Below are 16,390 nucleotides of genomic sequence, written 5' to 3' on the forward strand. Positions count from 1 at the left end.
CTTTCAACGGGACAACGGGGGTGGCCGTCAGGCCTGGACGGAGCTCATCGGGATGGAGGTGGTCAGGCCGCCGTCCACCGCGAGCTCCTGGCCCGTGATGTAGGAAGCCTTGGGGGAGAGCAGGAAGAGCGCGGCGCTCGCGACGTCCTCCGGCTGGCCGAGCCTGCCGAGCGAAACCTGGACCCGGCAAGCTTCGCGGGCCTCTTCGGTGGGCGAGATGCCGTCGAACATGTCGGTCCGGATGTAGCCGGGGCTGATCGCGTTGACCCGGATCCCGGCGTCACCGAGATCGGACGCGAGCGAGCGGGCCAGGTTGATGACGGCGGCCTTGGTCGCGGCGTACACCGCGGCGAAGCCCAGCCCGCGATGCGTGAGCCACGATCCGTTGATGACCACGGATCCGCCGTTTTCCAGCAGTGGCACCGCTTTCTGGATGGTGAAGAAGACGCCCTTCAGGTTGACGCCGACGAGCTTGTCGAAGGCTTCCTCGCCGACGTACGCGCTCGGCGCGAAATCCGCCGCGCCCGCGTTGGCGAACACGCCGTCCAGACGGCCGAACCGGTCGCGGATCGCGGTGACGAGCGCGTCGAGGTCGCCGGTGTTCGCGACGTCGGTCGGCACGGTGAGGACCCGGTCGCCCGCGTTGAGTTCCTTCGCCGCGGTCGTGAGCCGCTCGCGGTCCCGGCCGGCGAGCACGACGTTCGCGCCTGCGGCCACCAGTTGTCCCGCGGTGGCAAGGCCCATTCCGCTGCCGCCACCGGTGATGAGTACGGTCTTGCCGTCGAATTCAGCCATGCAGCCATGGTCACACGCGTGCGCCGGGGCGGTCCTCTCCACGTTTGCGCATCGAGAAGTGCTTGTATGCCACGACATCAGGCGGCCGCCGGCCGTTCGTAGCCGGATTCGGGGTCTTCGGCGCGCTTGCCCTGCCACCGTTCGTGATCGATCCGCCGAAGGTGTTCTTCTTCGCTGTACTCCACGCCGTTCATGGCGAAGCGCAACAGCGGTGGCGCCATCAGCGAGGTCACGATGGCGACCAGGACGATGATCGTGTACGTCGCCGTGTTCAGCACGCCCAGCCGCAGTCCGGTCAGGGCGATGATCACCTCGACGACACCTCGCGCGTTCATGCCCGCGCCGAGCGCGAGCCCTTCCCGCCTGCTGAGTTTGCCGAGCCGGGCGCCGAGGTAGGCCCCGCCGAACTTGCCGAGGATCGCCACGGCGAGCACGGCCGCCGCGGTGATCGCGACGGAAGGGTCGCCGAGCGCGGTCAGGTCCATCCGCAATCCCGCCGAGGCAAGGAAAATCGGCGCGAGGACGGAGAGCACGATGGTCCGCAGCGACGCCAGTTTGACCTGTGCCTCCGGTGATCCGGCGACCAGCAGGCCGGCGACGAAGGCGCCGAAGATCGCCTCCATGCCGAGCGCGTGGGTGATCACCGCACCCGTCAGCACGATGATCACCGCGGTGGCGACGGCGGGTCCCGGCGCGCTCGATCGCGCGGCCGCGTTCATGACCTTGCGGACCAGCGGACGCCCGATCGTCCCGGCGAACACGACGAAACCGATCAGATAGAGCACCGAGAGCGTGATACCGCCCGCGCTGATCCCGATGGTCGCGGCGGCCGCGACGACGGACAGCAGAAGCCAGCCGACCGCGTCGTCGATCATCCCGGCGGCCAGGGTGAGCTGGCCGATGTCGCGGTGCAGCAACCGCATGTCGCTCAGGGTCTTGGCGATGACCGGGATGGCCGTGACGCACATGGCGACCCCGAGGAACAGCGCGAAGACCAGCGGGCTCGCCTTCTCGCCCGCGGTCACCGAACTCGGCAGCAGCAGGCCGAGTGCGATGCCGAGGCCGAGCGGGACGATCAGGCCGCACAGGCTCACCAGCGCCGCGGCCTTGCCCTGACGGCGCAGGACCCGGGGATCGAGATAGGTGCCCGTGACCCCGACGAGCAGCAGCACGCCGAGCTGGCCGACGGCGTCGAGCAGGTGCATCTGCGACGGTTCGGACGGCAGCAGCCAGGCCGTGAAGCCCGGCGCGAGATGTCCGAGCAGCGAAGGTCCGAGAAGGACGCCGGTGAGCAGTTCGCCGGTGATCGCCGGCAGCCCGAATCGTTCGGCCAGCTTGCCGAGCAACCGGGCCAGCGCCAGCAGGACGACCAGCGCCAGGAGAAAGATCAGCAGCGGATGCGCGGCCAACGGGGCGACTGGGGCAGCAAGGCTCACGACCGACCTCCAAGGAGTTTGTCGATCAGTTTTCCGGCCGCGCGCTCGCCCGTGCCTCCTCCGCTTTGCGGGGATACGGGGACGGCCGAGCGCAATCGACAGGACGCCGCGCGGCCGCGATCGGCCGACGATGTCGGTGTATCCGGGTGCCGAGTTCCAGGAGGACCGATGGGCAGCGCGGGTTTCGCCGAAACCAAGCATTTACTGGTCGACCAGGCCACGGGCGGCTACCTCGCCGCCGCCACCACGGCACCCGACCCCGTGGTGCGCTCGCTGATCGACCGCACCGCGTCGCTCGGCGAGGCGGCGGGCATGATGGCGACCGCCGCGCAGGCGACCCTCCTGACGATGCTGGCGAGGCTGGTGTCCGCGAAGACGGTGATCGACATCGGCACGTTCACCGGGCTGTCCGCCCTCGCGCTCGCCCGCGGGCTGGCCGACGGCGGACGGGTCATCACCTGTGACGTCACCGATGATTCGCTGGCCCTCGCGCGGGAGCATTGGGACCGGGCGGGGGTGGCCGATCGCATCGAGTTCCGGCTCGGCGCCGCCGCGCGGACGCTGACCGGACTGGCGGAGGGGACGAGCGCCGATCTCGTCTTCATCGACGCGGACAAGATGAACTACCCGAAGTACTACCGGCTCGCCGCGCCCTTGGTACGTCCCGGCGGCCTGTTGATCGCGGACAACGTGCTGCTCGACGGCCACGTCGTCGACCCGGCGCTCGCCGAGCCGGGGCTGCCGCGCCTGTGCGCCGAAACGCTGCGCTCGTTCAACGCCGAGCTCGCCGCCGACGACCGGTTCGACGTCGTCATGCTCCCCTTCGCGGACGGGTTGACCATCGCGCGCAAGAAGAATTGAGGGGTAAGGCAAACGTGGCGTAGGCAGTCACCGCGCTGTGCCGTTCCGTGGGCGCGGGTGAGTGGCCGGGGCGAAGGCTCCCTTCACCGCATCAGACGCGGCGAAGGGAGCCTTCGCCCCGCCCGTGACCACGCCCGCGACCACGCCACCTTTGCCTTACCTATCAAGTAGCGTCGATCACCGCGTCCGAGGCGCCTTTCCGGTAACGGGAAGGCGCCTTTTCTTTTTCCGGTGCAATCAAGGTGTTTCACATATTTGCGACGTGAAGAACGCATGGGCCGAATTGTCCGTATCGCCCTTGCCTTCGGTCAAGGAAGAACGAGACGCTGCTTGTCAACTTCTTGCTGTCAAAGGAAAAGAGGTTACGGCCGCACTGCGGCCACGACCTGTCTCACTGCCCGGCCGCCGCATTCGGAAAATGCTTCCTCTCCGGCGGGAATTCATCGCGCGGGAAACGGCAATTCGTGAGATGCCGCGCCCGGTTTCGCCGTGTGACGATGCAAATATGCCAGAGGAACGCGGAACCACCGCTTCTGAAGCGCCGGGGCCGCGCGCCTTCCCGGTCGTGACGTCATCCGCGCAGGACGCGGTGTGGCTGCTCGACCGGGTCGCGTCGTGGCGGCCGGCGCATCAGGTGTGCCGCGCGTTCGAAATCTCCGGCCCCCTCCGGGTGGAAGCGTTGCGCGCGGCCTGGTTCTCGGTCGTCGAGCGGCACGAAATCCTGAGGACCACGCTCGCCGACGTCGCCGGCCGTCCGGTGCCGGGCGTCTCCGCGGGCACGGACTCGTTCCGCTACCTCGATCTGAGCGATCTTCCCCCGGGCGGCCACGACGAGCGCACCGAGCGGCTGGCCGCCGAGCCGCTGGACCTCGCGGCCGGGCCGGTCGCCAGGCTGACCGTGATCCGGCTGAGTGTGGCCGTGCATCGCGTCGTCCTCGTGGTGCACCGGGCCGCCGCCGACGACCGTTCGCTGTCGCTCGTCCTGGGCGAGCTGTCCGCGTCCTATCCGGATCCGGCCTCGCCCGGCTCCGTCGCGCCCCCGTACGCCGCCCACGCTGCCCGGGAGCGCGCTCGGCAGGAGACCGCCGAGTTCCGGGAGCTCCTGCGGTGGTGGAAGACGGAACTGACGCCGGTGCCCGGCCCGCCGGTCCTGCCGGTGGAGCGGCCCCGGTTCACGCGGCCGCCCGCGGCCGACGGCGCCGTCCCGTTCTCGTGGGAGGCACTCGGCTCCGCGCTCGCCGGGCTGTGCCGGACGGAGCGCACCACGCCGCTCGCGGTGCTGCTCGCCGCGTTCCAGACGGTTTTGTACCGCTACGGCGGCGACGACCGGGTGCCCGTCGGTGTCCCGGTCGGCACCCGCACGGAGGGCTGGGAAAAGACGATCGGCCCGTTCGGCAACACTCTGGTGCTCCGCGGCGATTTCGCCGGACGGCCGACGTTCCGCGAGCTCGTCGCCAGGAGCACCGCGAAGGTGCGTTCGGCCTTCGAGCGACGGGCCGTTCCGATCAGCACGCTGCTGAGGGAACTCGACGTCGACCACGATCCGCGCCGGACACCCCTGTGCGACGCGATGCTGGTCGTCCACGACGAACCGGAGACCGTGCCGCGGCTCGCCGGGACGACGGTCCGGCGGCACGACCTCGGCCCGATCGGGCGGCCTCGCCCGTGGCAGCCCGCCGAACTCACCTTGATCGTCACCGGAATCGGGGCGTCGATCGACGGGGCGCTCGAATTCCACGGCGACCTGCTCCGGCCGGAGCAGGCGGCGGTACTGCTCGACCAGACGCGCACGCTGCTGGCCGGAGCGCTGGCGGAGCCGGACACGGTGGTGGACGACCTTCCCCTCGACGACGCCGAGCGGTCCGCCGAGATCGCCCGTGCGGCGGACCGGAGCGACGAGCCGCCCGCCGCGGTCCCCGTGCACGAACTGGTCCGCGGGCACGCCGAGCGCATCCCCTCGGCCGACGCGGTCGTCTGGAGCGGCGGCCGGATGACCTACGCGGAACTCGAAACAGATGCGCTGGCGGTCGCCACCCGGTTGCGGGCGCTCGGCGTCGCGGGAAGGGCCGCCGCGGTCCGGATGACCCCGGGGCCGCATCAGCTCGCGGCGTCCCTGGGTGCGCTGCGCGCGGGCGCGCACCTGATCTGGTTCGGCACCGGCGACGCGGGCGAGCGGGCCAAGTCGATTCTCGCCGAGCTGCGGCCCGCCTGCCTGCTGCTGGCCGGTGACGCGGACGCCGACGAACTGGCGCGCTACTACCGGGACGAACTCGGTGGCCGGATCGTGGACGTCACGGCGCCCGGCCGCGCGGACGCCGCCGGGGCGGACGGCGAACGCGTCACGCCGGACGACCCGGTCTACGTGGCCTACACGTCGGGCTCGACCGGGAAACCGAAGGGCGTCGCCCAATCCCATGGTTCGTTCGCCCAGTTCGTCACCTGGTTCGCGGGCGAATTCGGGTTCGGGCCGGAAGCACGCGTCGCGGCCTGGGTCGCGCCGGAACACGATCCCAGTATCTGCGAGGTGTTCGCGGCACTCGCCGGCGGCGCGACCTTGTTCCCGGTGCCGGAGAACGTCCGGGTGCATCCGGAGAAACTGGCGGACTGGCTCGCCGCGGAACGGATCACGTTCCTGCAGACCGTGCCCAGTTTCGCGCGGGAGCTGCTCACCGCGATCACCGGCGGGCGGGCCGCCGGCCCGGTTTCGCTGCGGCACCTGGTGCTGATGGGGGAGGCGCTGCCCGCCGACCTGGTCGCCGGACTGCGCGCGGCGCTGCCGGACACCCGCGTCGCGAACATGTACGGACCGACCGAGACGATCGCGGCCACCTGGTGCGTGCTCGACACGCCCGTCACCGGGACCGTGCCGATCGGCAGGCCGATCCCCGGCAGGCAGGTGCTGGTGCTGGACGGCGCGGACCGGCCGTGCCCCACCGGGGTCACCGGCGAGATCGTGATCCGCGGCCCGCACGTCGCGCGCGGCTACCTCGGCGGTGACGAACGGGGCGGCGCGTTCCGCCCGGTGCGCCGGGATTCGGACGGCGACCGGGAAATCCGCTGCTACCGCACCGGCGACCTCGCCCGTGTCCGGTGGGACGGCCAGCTGGAGTTCCGTGGCCGCAAGGACTTCCAGGTCAAACTGCAGGGCAACCGGATCGAGCTCGCCGAGGTCGAGGCCGCGCTCGCCGGGCACGAGTCGGTCGCGGAATGCGTGGTGGTCCCGCTGACCGGCCAGGACGGCCTGGTCGCGCAGCTGATCGCCTACGTCGTGCCGCGGGATTCGGCGCCGGTCAAGGAGTGGCGGACGCGTCTGCGCCGCCGGTTCGGCGCGTCGATGGTGCTGGTGTCGTTCGAGATCCTGGACGGCGCGTTGCCGCGCAACCTGGCGGGCAAGGTGGATCGCCGTCGGCTGCCCCCGCCGCGCGCGCTGCGGGCAGGGGCCGGGAGAGCACCCGTGACCTGGGTGGAACGAGAGGTCGCCGCCATCTGGTCGGACCTTCTCGGGATCACCGAAGTCGGCGCCGACGACGGCTTTTTCGCCTCCGGCGGGCATTCCCTGTTGATCCCCGAACTCGCCGACCGCCTACGGGAGCGGTTCGGCGTGGCGATCCCGAGCTGGGATTGCTTCGAAAACTGCACGGTCTCCGGTCTGTCCGCGTTGCTCGGATCGGCGGGCGTGCGGGAAGACCCGGACGGTGTGCGGGACATGGCGGTATGAGCGGTTCGGGCAGCGACGAATGCTGCCGTCCAAGTGATGGAGGAGAGCGATGACCCTGGTCGAGGAAGCCGTTGTGTTCAACGGCGAGACGCTGGACATTGCCGATGTCCGGCGGGTTGCCGAAGACCGAGTGCCGTGCCGAGTGTCGCCGTCCGCGCTGGAGAAAGCGGCCAAATGCCGGACGATGTTCGAGGACATCGTCCGCCAGGAGATCCCGATCTACGGGGTCACCACCGGCTACGGCGAAATGATCTACATGCTGGTCGCCACGTCGGAGGAGGTGGCGCTGCAGACCAACCTCGTCCGCAGCCACAGCGCCGGTGTCGGGCCGCTGTTCTCCGAGACCGAGGCGCGGGCCATCGTCGCCGCGCGGCTGAACGCACTCGCCAAGGGCCACTCCGCGGTGCGGCCCGAGGTGCTGGAGCGGCTCGCGTTGTACCTGAACCTGGGGATCACGCCCGCGATCCCGGAAATCGGTTCCCTTGGCGCCAGCGGTGACCTCGCCACCCTGTCGCATATCGCCTCCACGCTCATCGGCGAGGGCTACGTCCTCCGCGACGGCCAGAAGGTCCCGACCCGCGAGGTCCTCGACGAGTTCGGCATCGAACCGCTCGAACTGCGCTTCAAGGAAGGCCTCGCGCTGATCAACGGCACCTCCGGGATGACCGGGGTCGGTTCGCTCGTCGTACACAAGGCGCTCGAGCAGGTGCGGCAGGCCGAGATCGTCACCGCGCTCCTCATCGAGGTCCTCCAGGGTTCGAACAGCCCGTTCCTCCGTGAAGGCCACGACATCGCGCGGCCGCACGCCGGCCAGATCGACACCGCGGCGAACATGCGGGCGCTGATGAGCGGGAGCAAGCTCACCGTCGACCACGCCGATCTGCGGCGCCAGGTCGCCGACCGGGGCGAGCGCGGCGGTGACGACGGGAAGCTGCACGACGGCGGCGTCCAGCGCACGGAGATCTACCTGCAGAAGGCGTACTCCCTGCGCGCCATCCCCCAGGTGCTCGGCGCGGTGCGGGACACCCTGTACCACGCGACGACGAAGCTCGACATCGAGCTCAACTCGTCCAACGACAACCCGTTGTTCTTCGAGGGCCAGGAGATCTTCCACGGCGCGAACTTCCACGGCCAGCCGATCGCGTTCGCGATGGACTTCGTGACGATCGCGCTGACCCAGCTCGGCGTGCTCTCCGAGCGGCAGACCAACCGGGTGCTGAACCGGCACCTGTCCTACGGTCTTCCGGAGTTCCTCGTCAAGGGCGACCCGGGGCTGAACAGCGGCTTCGCCGGCGCGCAGTACCCGGCGACCGCGCTGATCGCGGAGAACCGGACCATCGGCCCGGCGAGCACGCAGAGCGTTCCCTCCAACGGCGACAACCAGGACGTCGTCAGCATGGGCCTGATCGCCGCCCGCAACGCCCGCCGGGTGTTGCAGAACAACGAAAAGATCCTCGCGGTCGAGTTGCTCGCCGCGGCGCAGGCGGTCGACATCTCCGGCCGGGTCGCCGGGCTCAGCCCCGTCGCGAAGGCCACCTACGACGCGGTGCGCGCGCTCGTCCCGACCCTCGACGAAGACCGCTACATGTCCGACGACATCGAGACGATCGCCGAGGCGGTGTCCCGTGGTGACTTCCTCGCCGCCGCCACGGGGGCCGGCGCCGAACTTCGGTGAAAGCCCGCTCGCCGGCATTGGATCAGGAGGACTGACACGTGAGCACTGAGAACGAATACGACGTCGTCGTGGTCGGCGGCGGCCCCTGCGGTTCGACCGTCTCGACCCTGGTGGCGATGCAGGGGCATCGGGTGCTGCTGCTCGAAAAGGAGCAATTCCCGCGCTATCAGATCGGCGAGTCGCTGCTCCCGGCGACGGTGCACGGGATCTGCAGCCTGCTCGGGGTGACCGAAGAGCTCGAGCAGGCGGGGTTCGTCGTCAAACGCGGCGGGGCGTTCCGCTGGGGACGCAACCCCGAGCCGTGGACGTTCTCGTTCTCGGTCTCGTCGAAGTTCGCCACCGAAGGGTCGACCGCGTACCAGGTCGAGCGGTCGAAGTTCGACCAGATCCTGCTCGAGAACGCCCGCCGCAAGGGAGTCGACGTCCGCGAGCAGGCGTCGGTGGTGGACGTTCTCGAGGACGGCGGCCGGGTGACCGGTGTGCTGTACGCCGACGAGGACGGGGTCCGGCGCGAGATCCGCGCCCGCTACGTCGTCGACGCGTCCGGCAACAAGAGCCGGATCCACGGCCGGGTCGGCGGGAAGCGGCACTACTCCGAGTTCTTCCGCAACATCGCGCTGTTCGGCTACTTCACCGGCGGCAAGCGGCTGCCCGCTCCCAACGAGGGCAACATCCTCGCCGCCGCGTTCGAATCCGGGTGGTTCTGGTACATCCCGCTTTCGGACGAGCTGACCAGCGTCGGTGCCGTGCTGATGCCGGAAGCGCTCGAACGGGCGAAGGGGGACCGCGAGAAGGCGCTGCTCGACCTGATCGAGGAATGCCCGCTGATCGCGTCGTTCCTCGCCGACGCGAAACGGGTCACCGAGGGCCAGTACGGCGAGATCCGCGTCCGCAAGGACTACTCCTACATCCAGGAGAAGTTCTGGCGGCCGGGTCTCGTGCTCTCCGGCGACGCCGCCTGTTTCATCGACCCGGTGTTCTCCTCCGGGGTGCACCTGGCGACCTACAGCGGTCTGCTGGCGGCCCGTTCCCTCAACACGGTGCTGCGCGGCGAGGTCGACGAGACGATCTGCTTCGAGGAGTTCGAGTCGCGGTATCGCGGTGAATACGCGCGCTTCCACGACTTCCTCGTCGGGTTCTACGACATGCACCAGGACGAGAACTCGTACTTCTGGAAGGCGAAGAAGGTCACCAACAACGTCGCCTCTGATCTGGAGGCGTTCGTCGAGCTGGTGGCGGGCGGGGCGTCGCACGAGCACGCCCTCGTCGACCCGACGTCCTATGTGGACTCCAGGGCGGCCGCGTTCCGCGAGCTGACCGAGGCCGTCGAACAGCCGGTCAAGGTGGCCGGGGAGGACCGCGACCTCCTGCAGACCTCGCTGGCGAAGGCGGTGTCGAAGGAAGGGGCCCGGATCCAGGTCCAGGCCGTCGTCGGCGCGAACGCCGACGAGACCGTCCCGGTGCGGGACGGGGGGCTCGTCCCCTCGGCCGACGGTCTGCACTGGTCGTTGCCCGCGCAGCGGCTCGCGAGCTGAAAGGAACTGTCGTCATGGGCGAGACGTCCGGTGTGCCGGAGCGGTTTCCGCTGTCGTTCCAACATGATTTCCTGCGGATGATGGACAGGGGGGACGGCACCGGTCCGTTCGGCCCCCGGTACGTCATCGTCGGCGGCTGGCGGGTCCACGGCGAGATCGACCTGGCCGCGCTGCGCGGCGCGGCGGCCGATGTCGTCGAGCGGCACGAAGCGCTCCGCACCCGGGTCGTCCTCGACGAGAACGATCCGCACCAGGTGATCCTGCCGCCTGTCTCGCCCGAGTTGCGCGAATGTGTGCTCGACGGGGAGGCGGACCGGGACGAGGTGGCCGACCTCTTCCTCAACGAGATCGAGGCGGGCGAGTTCGGCGCCGGCGAACAGCCGCTGGTCCGGTTCCTGCTCGGCCGGTTCGACGAACGGGACGCGGTACTCGCGTTCGTCGCGCATCACACCGCCGTCGACGGCTGGTCGGCGCAGGTGCTCGTCCGCGATCTCGTCGCCCGCTACGCGGCGCGGCGGGAGGGGGCGGCGGACGGGCTCCCCGCGGTGCGGCAGATGCGGGATTACGTGACGTGGCAACACGAGAACGCGGACTCCCCGGCGGTGCACCGGGCGCGTGAGTTCTGGCGGGAGAACCTGCGGGGCGGGCGCGTGGTGGCGATGCGGACGGACCTGCCCCGTTCGCCCGACGCCACGTTCCTGACCTCGTGGCACCGCTACACCCTCGAACCGGAGTTCAGCGCGGCGACCGTGGAGATGGCGGCGGAGACCCGCAGTTCCGTCTTCATGGTCCTGCTGGCCGCGTATCTCACGTACCTGCGTGACGAGACCGGTGAGTCCGATCTGGTCGTGCCGACGTTCACGCCGGGACGCCATCCCACGTGGACCCAGGAAAGCGTCGGGTATTTCTTCAACTTCCTGCCGCTGCGCGTCGATATAGCCGGCTGCGCGGACTTCCGCGAGGTGGTCGCCAAGACGCGGTCCGCCTGTGTTTCGGCGTACACGCACGAAATCCCGTTCTCCCAGATCATCGCGGAGGCGCCGGAGCTGATGAACGCCGTCATGGAACCCCACGGCGCGGCCTGTGTGTTCCAGGCGGTCCAGTCGCCGTTCACCATGACCGACGAGGAACACGGCGGCGTGCGCTGGACCGCCATCCGGCGGCGGCTGCGGTCCGCGCCCGTGGGCACCCAGATTCCCAACGGCGCGCTGTGGTCGCTCGAACTGGACCCGGCCGGGGACATCCTCGGCAAGTTCGGGTTCAACACCAATCTCTTCCACGAGAACACGATCACCGGAACGGCGGACGGCTTGCGGCGAACCCTGCGCGAGACCCTCGTCGAGCCCTACGAAATCCGGCGCCGGGCCGCCTGACCGCGTGGCTTCGCCTCGCGCAACGTACGAGATGACAACCGGAAACCGCCGCGGATACCTTGATGGACAAGTGAATCCGCCGACGTCGAGCGCGCGTTTCCATCAGCACAAGAGGTGAGGGAAGCCATGACCGAACTGGGGACGATCTCGGATGAGCTCGGCAAGATGTACGACCAGACCACGCCCCTGTCCATCGCGCTGAACGACGGGCAGGAGCATCTGGCGTACTGGTACGGAAAGGACGACGACACCACGGTTTTCGAAGCGGCGCAGCGGATCACCCGCAAGGTGGCGGACACCTTGTACCTGCGGCCCGGGGAACGCCTGCTGGACGCCGGTTGCGGCGTCGGCGCCCCCGCGGTCCTCGTCGCGAAGGAAACCGGCGCGCTGGTAACGGGAATCACCGTCAGCGCGGCGCAGGTCGCCGAGGGGGAGCGGCGTGCCTTCGAGAGCGGGCTTTCCCGGAGCGTGCGGTTCGAACGCGGTGACTACCAGTCGATCGCGTATCCGGACGGCAGTTTCGACGCGATCATGGCGATCGAGTCGCTGATGCACGCGCCCGATCTCGATGCCGTGCTCGCCGAGTTCCATCGCGTGCTCCGTCCCGGCGGACGGCTCGCGCTTTCCGACTGCACCCGGGAACCGGGGATGAGCGACGACGAGTTCACCCAGCTGTCGGAAGCGTTCAAGATGCACTGTCTGCTGACGATCCCGCAGTGGGTCGAGACGTTGAAGCGGGCGGGTTTCGTCGTCGAGGAGTACATCCAGTGCGGTCCTCGGGTCTACGGCATGGGTTTGCGCTATCTCGACCGGGCGAACGAGCTGCAGGACGAGCTGGTCTCGGACTTCGGTGAAGAAGCCATCGAGAACCTGAAACAGGGCTACCGGAACTATTTCGGGGCAGGCGGGGAACGGATGGGCTACGGAATCATCGCGGCCCGCAAACCCGCCGAAGGGCGCTGCTGCGCCAAATGCGGGACCACGTACTGATCCCGCCGAACGCCTGTGACGGAAACCCTTCACAGGCACGACTTTCCGCTCGCCGGGGCCTGGGGAAACGGCACCGGAGTCCCTCATATCCGAGAGAAGGGTGCCATGACCACCACGCCGCTGCACGCCGAAAACCCGCCGGAATACCCGATTCCGCGGAAGTGCCCGTACCGGCCGGCGAGTGAGCTCGTCGACCTCAGGAAGCACAGCCCGATGACCCAGGTGCGGCTCTACAACGGGCGCACCGCGTGGCTGGTGACCGACACCGAGGCCGCCCGCACCGTCCTCGCGGACCACCGCAAGGTGTCCATCAGCGCCAAGGTCGGGAACTTCCCGATGCTCAACGAGGAGTTCGAGGCGATCGTCGACAGCGGTTTCGCCGAGGTGCTCTTCGGCGCGGATCCGCCCGTGCACACCCAGCAGCGGCAGATGATCATGCCGAGCTTCACGATGCGGCGCGTCGACCGGCTGCACTCGGACATCCAGCGCATCGTCGAAGAGAAGTTCGACGAGATGATGAGCAAGGGAAACACCGGCGACATCGTCGAGCAGTTCGCCCACCCGGTCCCCTCGCTGGTGATCAGCCTGCTGCTCGGTGTCCCCGCCGAGGAACGCGAAGAGTTCGACGAGCCCGCCAGGAGGTTGTTCTCGGCGGAACCGGGCCAGGCGGAGCAGGCGATGACCGACCTGAACGCCTACCTGGAGAAGCTGATTTCGCACAAGGAGGCCAATCCGGGCGCCGGTCCGGTCGGTCTCGTCGACGACCTCGTCGAGAACCAGCTGAAGGGCGGCAAGGTCGACCGGGCCACCCTGATCCAGCTCGCGCTGGCGATGCTGGTCGCCGGCACGGACACCACGACGAACGTGATCTCGCTCGGCACGCTGGCGCTGCTGGACAACCGTGAGCAGTGGGACGCGCTGGTCGCCGACCCCGGTCTCGTGCCGAACGCGGTCGCCGAGATGCTGCGGTACGTCTCCCTGATCGAGCAGTACGGCCGGGTCGCGACCGAGGACATCGACCTCGGCGGCCACGTGATCAAGGCGGGCGAAGGAATCCTGATCAGCTCGGTCGGCGTCGCGTTCGACCCGGCGACGACTCCCGATCCGTTCAAGTTCGACATCACCAGGGAGCCGGGGGCGAACATCGCGTTCGGTCACGGCGTGCACCGGTGCCCCGGTGCCGAACTGGCGCGGCTCGAACTCGAAATCACCTTCCGGGCGATGATCGCGCGGATGCCGAACCTGCGGATCACCATTCCGCACGACCAGGTCCCCGGTAACAACGACGGGACCCTGCAGCGGCTCTTCGCGCTGCCGGTCGCTTGGTGAGGGGGAGGACACGATGACGAACTACCGTGGTGTCGCCTACGACACGGGCACCAACTTCGCCACCGGCCAGGGCGCGCTCTCCAGGAACGTGTGGAGCGACTCGCTGATGCAGACCGAGATCGACGTCATCAGCTCGGACCTGAACTGCAACTCGGTCACGGTCTTCGGCACGGATCTCGATCGGCTGACCGCCACCGCGACCGCCGCGGTGGACCGCGGCCTGCACGTGTACCTCCAGCCGCGGCTGGTGGAAGGTACGCAGCAGGAGATCCTCGATCATCTCGCCGAGGGCGCCCGGCTCGCCGAGTCGCTGCGCGGCGACGGCGCTCTGATCAGCTTCGGCGTGGGTGCCGTGCAGCTGATCTTCACCCCTGGGCTCATCGAGGGCGGCTTCTATCACGAGCGGATGGCGAACGTCTTCGCCGACGCGAACCACTTCCTGCTCCACCCGACCGCGAAGGTCGACACGGCGGCCGCCGCGCCCCTGCTCAACGAGTTCCTCGGCAGGGCCGCGGCGGTGGCGAGGGCGAACTTCGCGGGCGAGGTCGGCTACTCCGCCGCGCCGTTCGAGGACGTGGACTGGGATCCGTTCGACTTCGTCGGCATCCAGTACCACTGGACGCCGAAACCCCGGACGCGCGAGGGGCATCTGGCGTTCATCGACGGATACCGCAAGTGGAACAAGCCGATCCGGATCACCGAATACGGGACGGCGACCTACACCGGCGCCGAGCAGAAGGCGTTCTTCGTCTGGGACATCGCCGACCGCAGCGGCGAGGTGCCGACGATCGTCGACGGCTACGTCCGCGACGAGGCGGCGCAGGCGGGCTACCACCGGAAGATGCTGGACCTGTTCGAGACGGCGGGCGTCGACGGTGTCACGGTCTCGGAACTGATCCACCCGACCCATCCGCATTCGCCCGACCCGCGTTACGACCTGGACATGGCGAGCATGGCCGTCCTGAAGACCATCAGGGACGACTTCTCGGATGTGAATTCCCCGTACCGGTGGGAGAAGAAGGAATCGTTCCACGCGATCGCCGACCACTACGCGCGAGCCGTTTCCGGTCACGGGGACAGTTCCGCGCGAGTCGCCTGAGGAGGGGTGAGTCCCGATGCGAGTGTTGTTCACCGTCTATCCGTCGTTCGCCCACCTGTGGCCGATCGTGCCGTGTGCCTGGGCGCTGCAGAGCGCCGGGCACGAGGTCCGGGTCGCCACCCACGCCAGCTTCGCCGACGCCGTCGCCGGCGTCGGTCTCTCGCCGGTGGGGCTCGGCGACCCGAACGCCAACGAGGCGCGGATGCGTCCCGACGCGAAGGCCCCGCCCGGGCCCGAGGACGTCCTGCGCTACGCCGAGGTCCTCGGCCTCGACGAAGAGGGGCGTGAGCACTGGATCGCCTTCTACCAGTATCTGCTGAACGCGGTGTCCGACTACGTCCGGACCGACCTTCCGGACGCCTCGGACCTGGTGAGTTTCGCCAAGGTGTGGAAGCCGGATCTGGTCATCTGGGATCCGACGTTCGCGTCCGGTCCGGTCGCCGCCCGCGCCTGCGGTGCCGCCCACGCCCGGTTCCTCATGGGCCCGGACTGCTTCGCGTGGAGCATGGACAAACTCGCCGAGCGCCGTGCCGAACTCCAGGCGGCAGGCCTCTCCGAAAACCCGCAGGCCGATCTCGTCCGGCCGCTCGCCGAGAAATACGGGATCGAAGTCGACGACGAACTGATGTACGGGCAATGGTCCATCGACCCGCTGCCGCCCGGCCTCGGCCTGCCGAACAGCTCGACCCGTATTTCGATGCGTTACGTGCCCTATTCGGGCACCGAAACGCTGCCCGAATGGCTGTACGAGCAGCCGGAGCGGCCGCGGATCGCGCTGACGCTCGGCGAATCGACCCGCCGGTTCATCAAGGGGGACTGGGGCCGCACGCCGGCGATCATGGAGGCGGTGGCCGATCTCGACGTCGACGTGATCGCGACACTGAACGAACTGCAGATGGACGGGGTCGGCACCCTGCCCGCCAACGTGCGGCGGATCGAGTGGGTCCCGCTGACCTATCTGCTGCCGACCTGTTCGGCGATCATCCACCACGGCGGGATGGGGACCTTCGCCGCGTCGATCGCGTTCAAGGTGCCGCAGATCGTGTGCGACACCGACGAATCGCTGCTGATCCGGGCCGTCGAGGAGGAGCCGTCGGCCGGGCTGTGCCCGCGGTGCGCCGGCGCCGGGGATCAGGGCGCGCTGGACTCGGGCACGTACCGGGTCGGCTGGGAATTCGGGGTGCGTGAGGAGGCCCGCGAAAAGGTCACGCAGTGGGAAATGCCGGCGAAGAAGCTGGAATCGACGCCCACCGCGAACTACGTGCTTGGCCGGGGCAACGGTGTCCGGCTCGATCACCGGACCCAGTCGGTCGACGAAATCCGCAAGTCGATCCTCCAGGTCGTGACCGAACCCGCGTTCCAGGACGGTACGGAGGCCGCGTATCAGGAGTGGCTTTCCCGGCCGAGCCCGCACGAAATCGTTCCGATGCTCGAAAAACTGACCGAGGCGAATCGTAGGCGCTGACGGCCCGCCCGGCGACAGAAGTTCCCATTTGCCCATGATGTCGCATTTTGAAAGATGCCGCCGACGCTGAGTCTTGACACGCTTACACATAGTGGGACCCGTGATGGTGCCCTT

11 protein-coding genes are annotated in these 16,390 nt (G+C 68.9%); 9 read left to right on the forward strand and 2 right to left on the reverse strand.

Annotated elements, in window-relative coordinates; all coding sequences use genetic code 11:
* Nucleotides 1-27: 27 nt before the first annotated feature.
* Together ACFVM3_RS04215 and ACFVM3_RS04220 are read right to left on the reverse strand one after the other, a co-directional pair.
* Nucleotides 28-795, reverse strand: coding sequence for an SDR family NAD(P)-dependent oxidoreductase (locus ACFVM3_RS04215; RefSeq protein WP_378435405.1), 768 nt, complete (start codon nt 793-795; stop codon nt 28-30).
* Between the two features lie 77 nt (nt 796-872).
* Nucleotides 873-2,231 (reverse strand): cation:proton antiporter, encoded by a 1,359-nt coding sequence (locus ACFVM3_RS04220; protein WP_378435407.1) that lies wholly within the window; start codon nt 2,229-2,231, stop codon nt 873-875.
* A 168-nt stretch (nt 2,232-2,399) separates the two neighbouring features.
* Here ACFVM3_RS04220 and ACFVM3_RS04225 point away from each other — a divergent pair, with 168 nt between their 5' ends.
* The 9 genes from ACFVM3_RS04225 (at nt 2,400) to ACFVM3_RS04265 (ending at nt 16,276) form a co-directional block, all read left to right on the forward strand.
* Nucleotides 2,400-3,092, forward strand: a complete 693-nt coding sequence (locus tag ACFVM3_RS04225; RefSeq protein ID WP_378435409.1) for an O-methyltransferase — start codon at nt 2,400-2,402, stop codon at nt 3,090-3,092.
* A gap of 565 nt (nt 3,093-3,657) precedes the next feature.
* Nucleotides 3,658-6,810 carry an amino acid adenylation domain-containing protein gene (locus tag ACFVM3_RS04230; RefSeq protein ID WP_378435411.1) on the forward strand — a complete coding sequence of 1,051 codons (3,153 nt, stop codon included), beginning with the start codon at nt 3,658-3,660 and terminating at the stop codon, nt 6,808-6,810.
* Between the two features lie 49 nt (nt 6,811-6,859).
* Nucleotides 6,860-8,485 (forward strand): tyrosine 2,3-aminomutase, encoded by a 1,626-nt coding sequence (gene cmdF, locus ACFVM3_RS04235; protein ID WP_378435412.1) that lies wholly within the window; start codon nt 6,860-6,862, stop codon nt 8,483-8,485.
* A 38-nt stretch (nt 8,486-8,523) separates the two neighbouring features.
* Entirely contained in the window at nt 8,524-10,020 is a 1,497-nt protein-coding gene (locus ACFVM3_RS04240) for a tryptophan 7-halogenase (RefSeq protein ID WP_378435414.1), read from the forward strand.
* 14 nt (nt 10,021-10,034) lie between these two features.
* Nucleotides 10,035-11,393: a condensation domain-containing protein gene (locus ACFVM3_RS04245; protein ID WP_378435416.1), complete on the forward strand. Its 1,359-nt coding sequence runs from the start codon at nt 10,035-10,037 to the stop codon at nt 11,391-11,393.
* A 126-nt stretch (nt 11,394-11,519) separates the two neighbouring features.
* Entirely contained in the window at nt 11,520-12,383 is an 864-nt protein-coding gene (locus tag ACFVM3_RS04250; RefSeq protein WP_378435418.1) for an SAM-dependent methyltransferase, read from the forward strand.
* A 105-nt stretch (nt 12,384-12,488) separates the two neighbouring features.
* Nucleotides 12,489-13,712 carry a cytochrome P450 gene (locus ACFVM3_RS04255; protein ID WP_378435420.1) on the forward strand — a complete coding sequence of 408 codons (1,224 nt, stop codon included), beginning with the start codon at nt 12,489-12,491 and terminating at the stop codon, nt 13,710-13,712.
* A gap of 13 nt (nt 13,713-13,725) precedes the next feature.
* Nucleotides 13,726-14,811 (forward strand): hypothetical protein, encoded by a 1,086-nt coding sequence (locus tag ACFVM3_RS04260; RefSeq protein ID WP_378435422.1) that lies wholly within the window; start codon nt 13,726-13,728, stop codon nt 14,809-14,811.
* Between the two features lie 16 nt (nt 14,812-14,827).
* Nucleotides 14,828-16,276 carry a nucleotide disphospho-sugar-binding domain-containing protein gene (locus ACFVM3_RS04265; protein ID WP_378435424.1) on the forward strand — a complete coding sequence of 483 codons (1,449 nt, stop codon included), beginning with the start codon at nt 14,828-14,830 and terminating at the stop codon, nt 16,274-16,276.
* The last annotated feature ends 114 nt before the right edge of the window (nt 16,277-16,390 follow it).

Source organism: Amycolatopsis sp. NPDC057786 (assembly GCF_042797905.1).
GTDB lineage: Bacteria > Actinomycetota > Actinomycetes > Mycobacteriales > Pseudonocardiaceae > Amycolatopsis.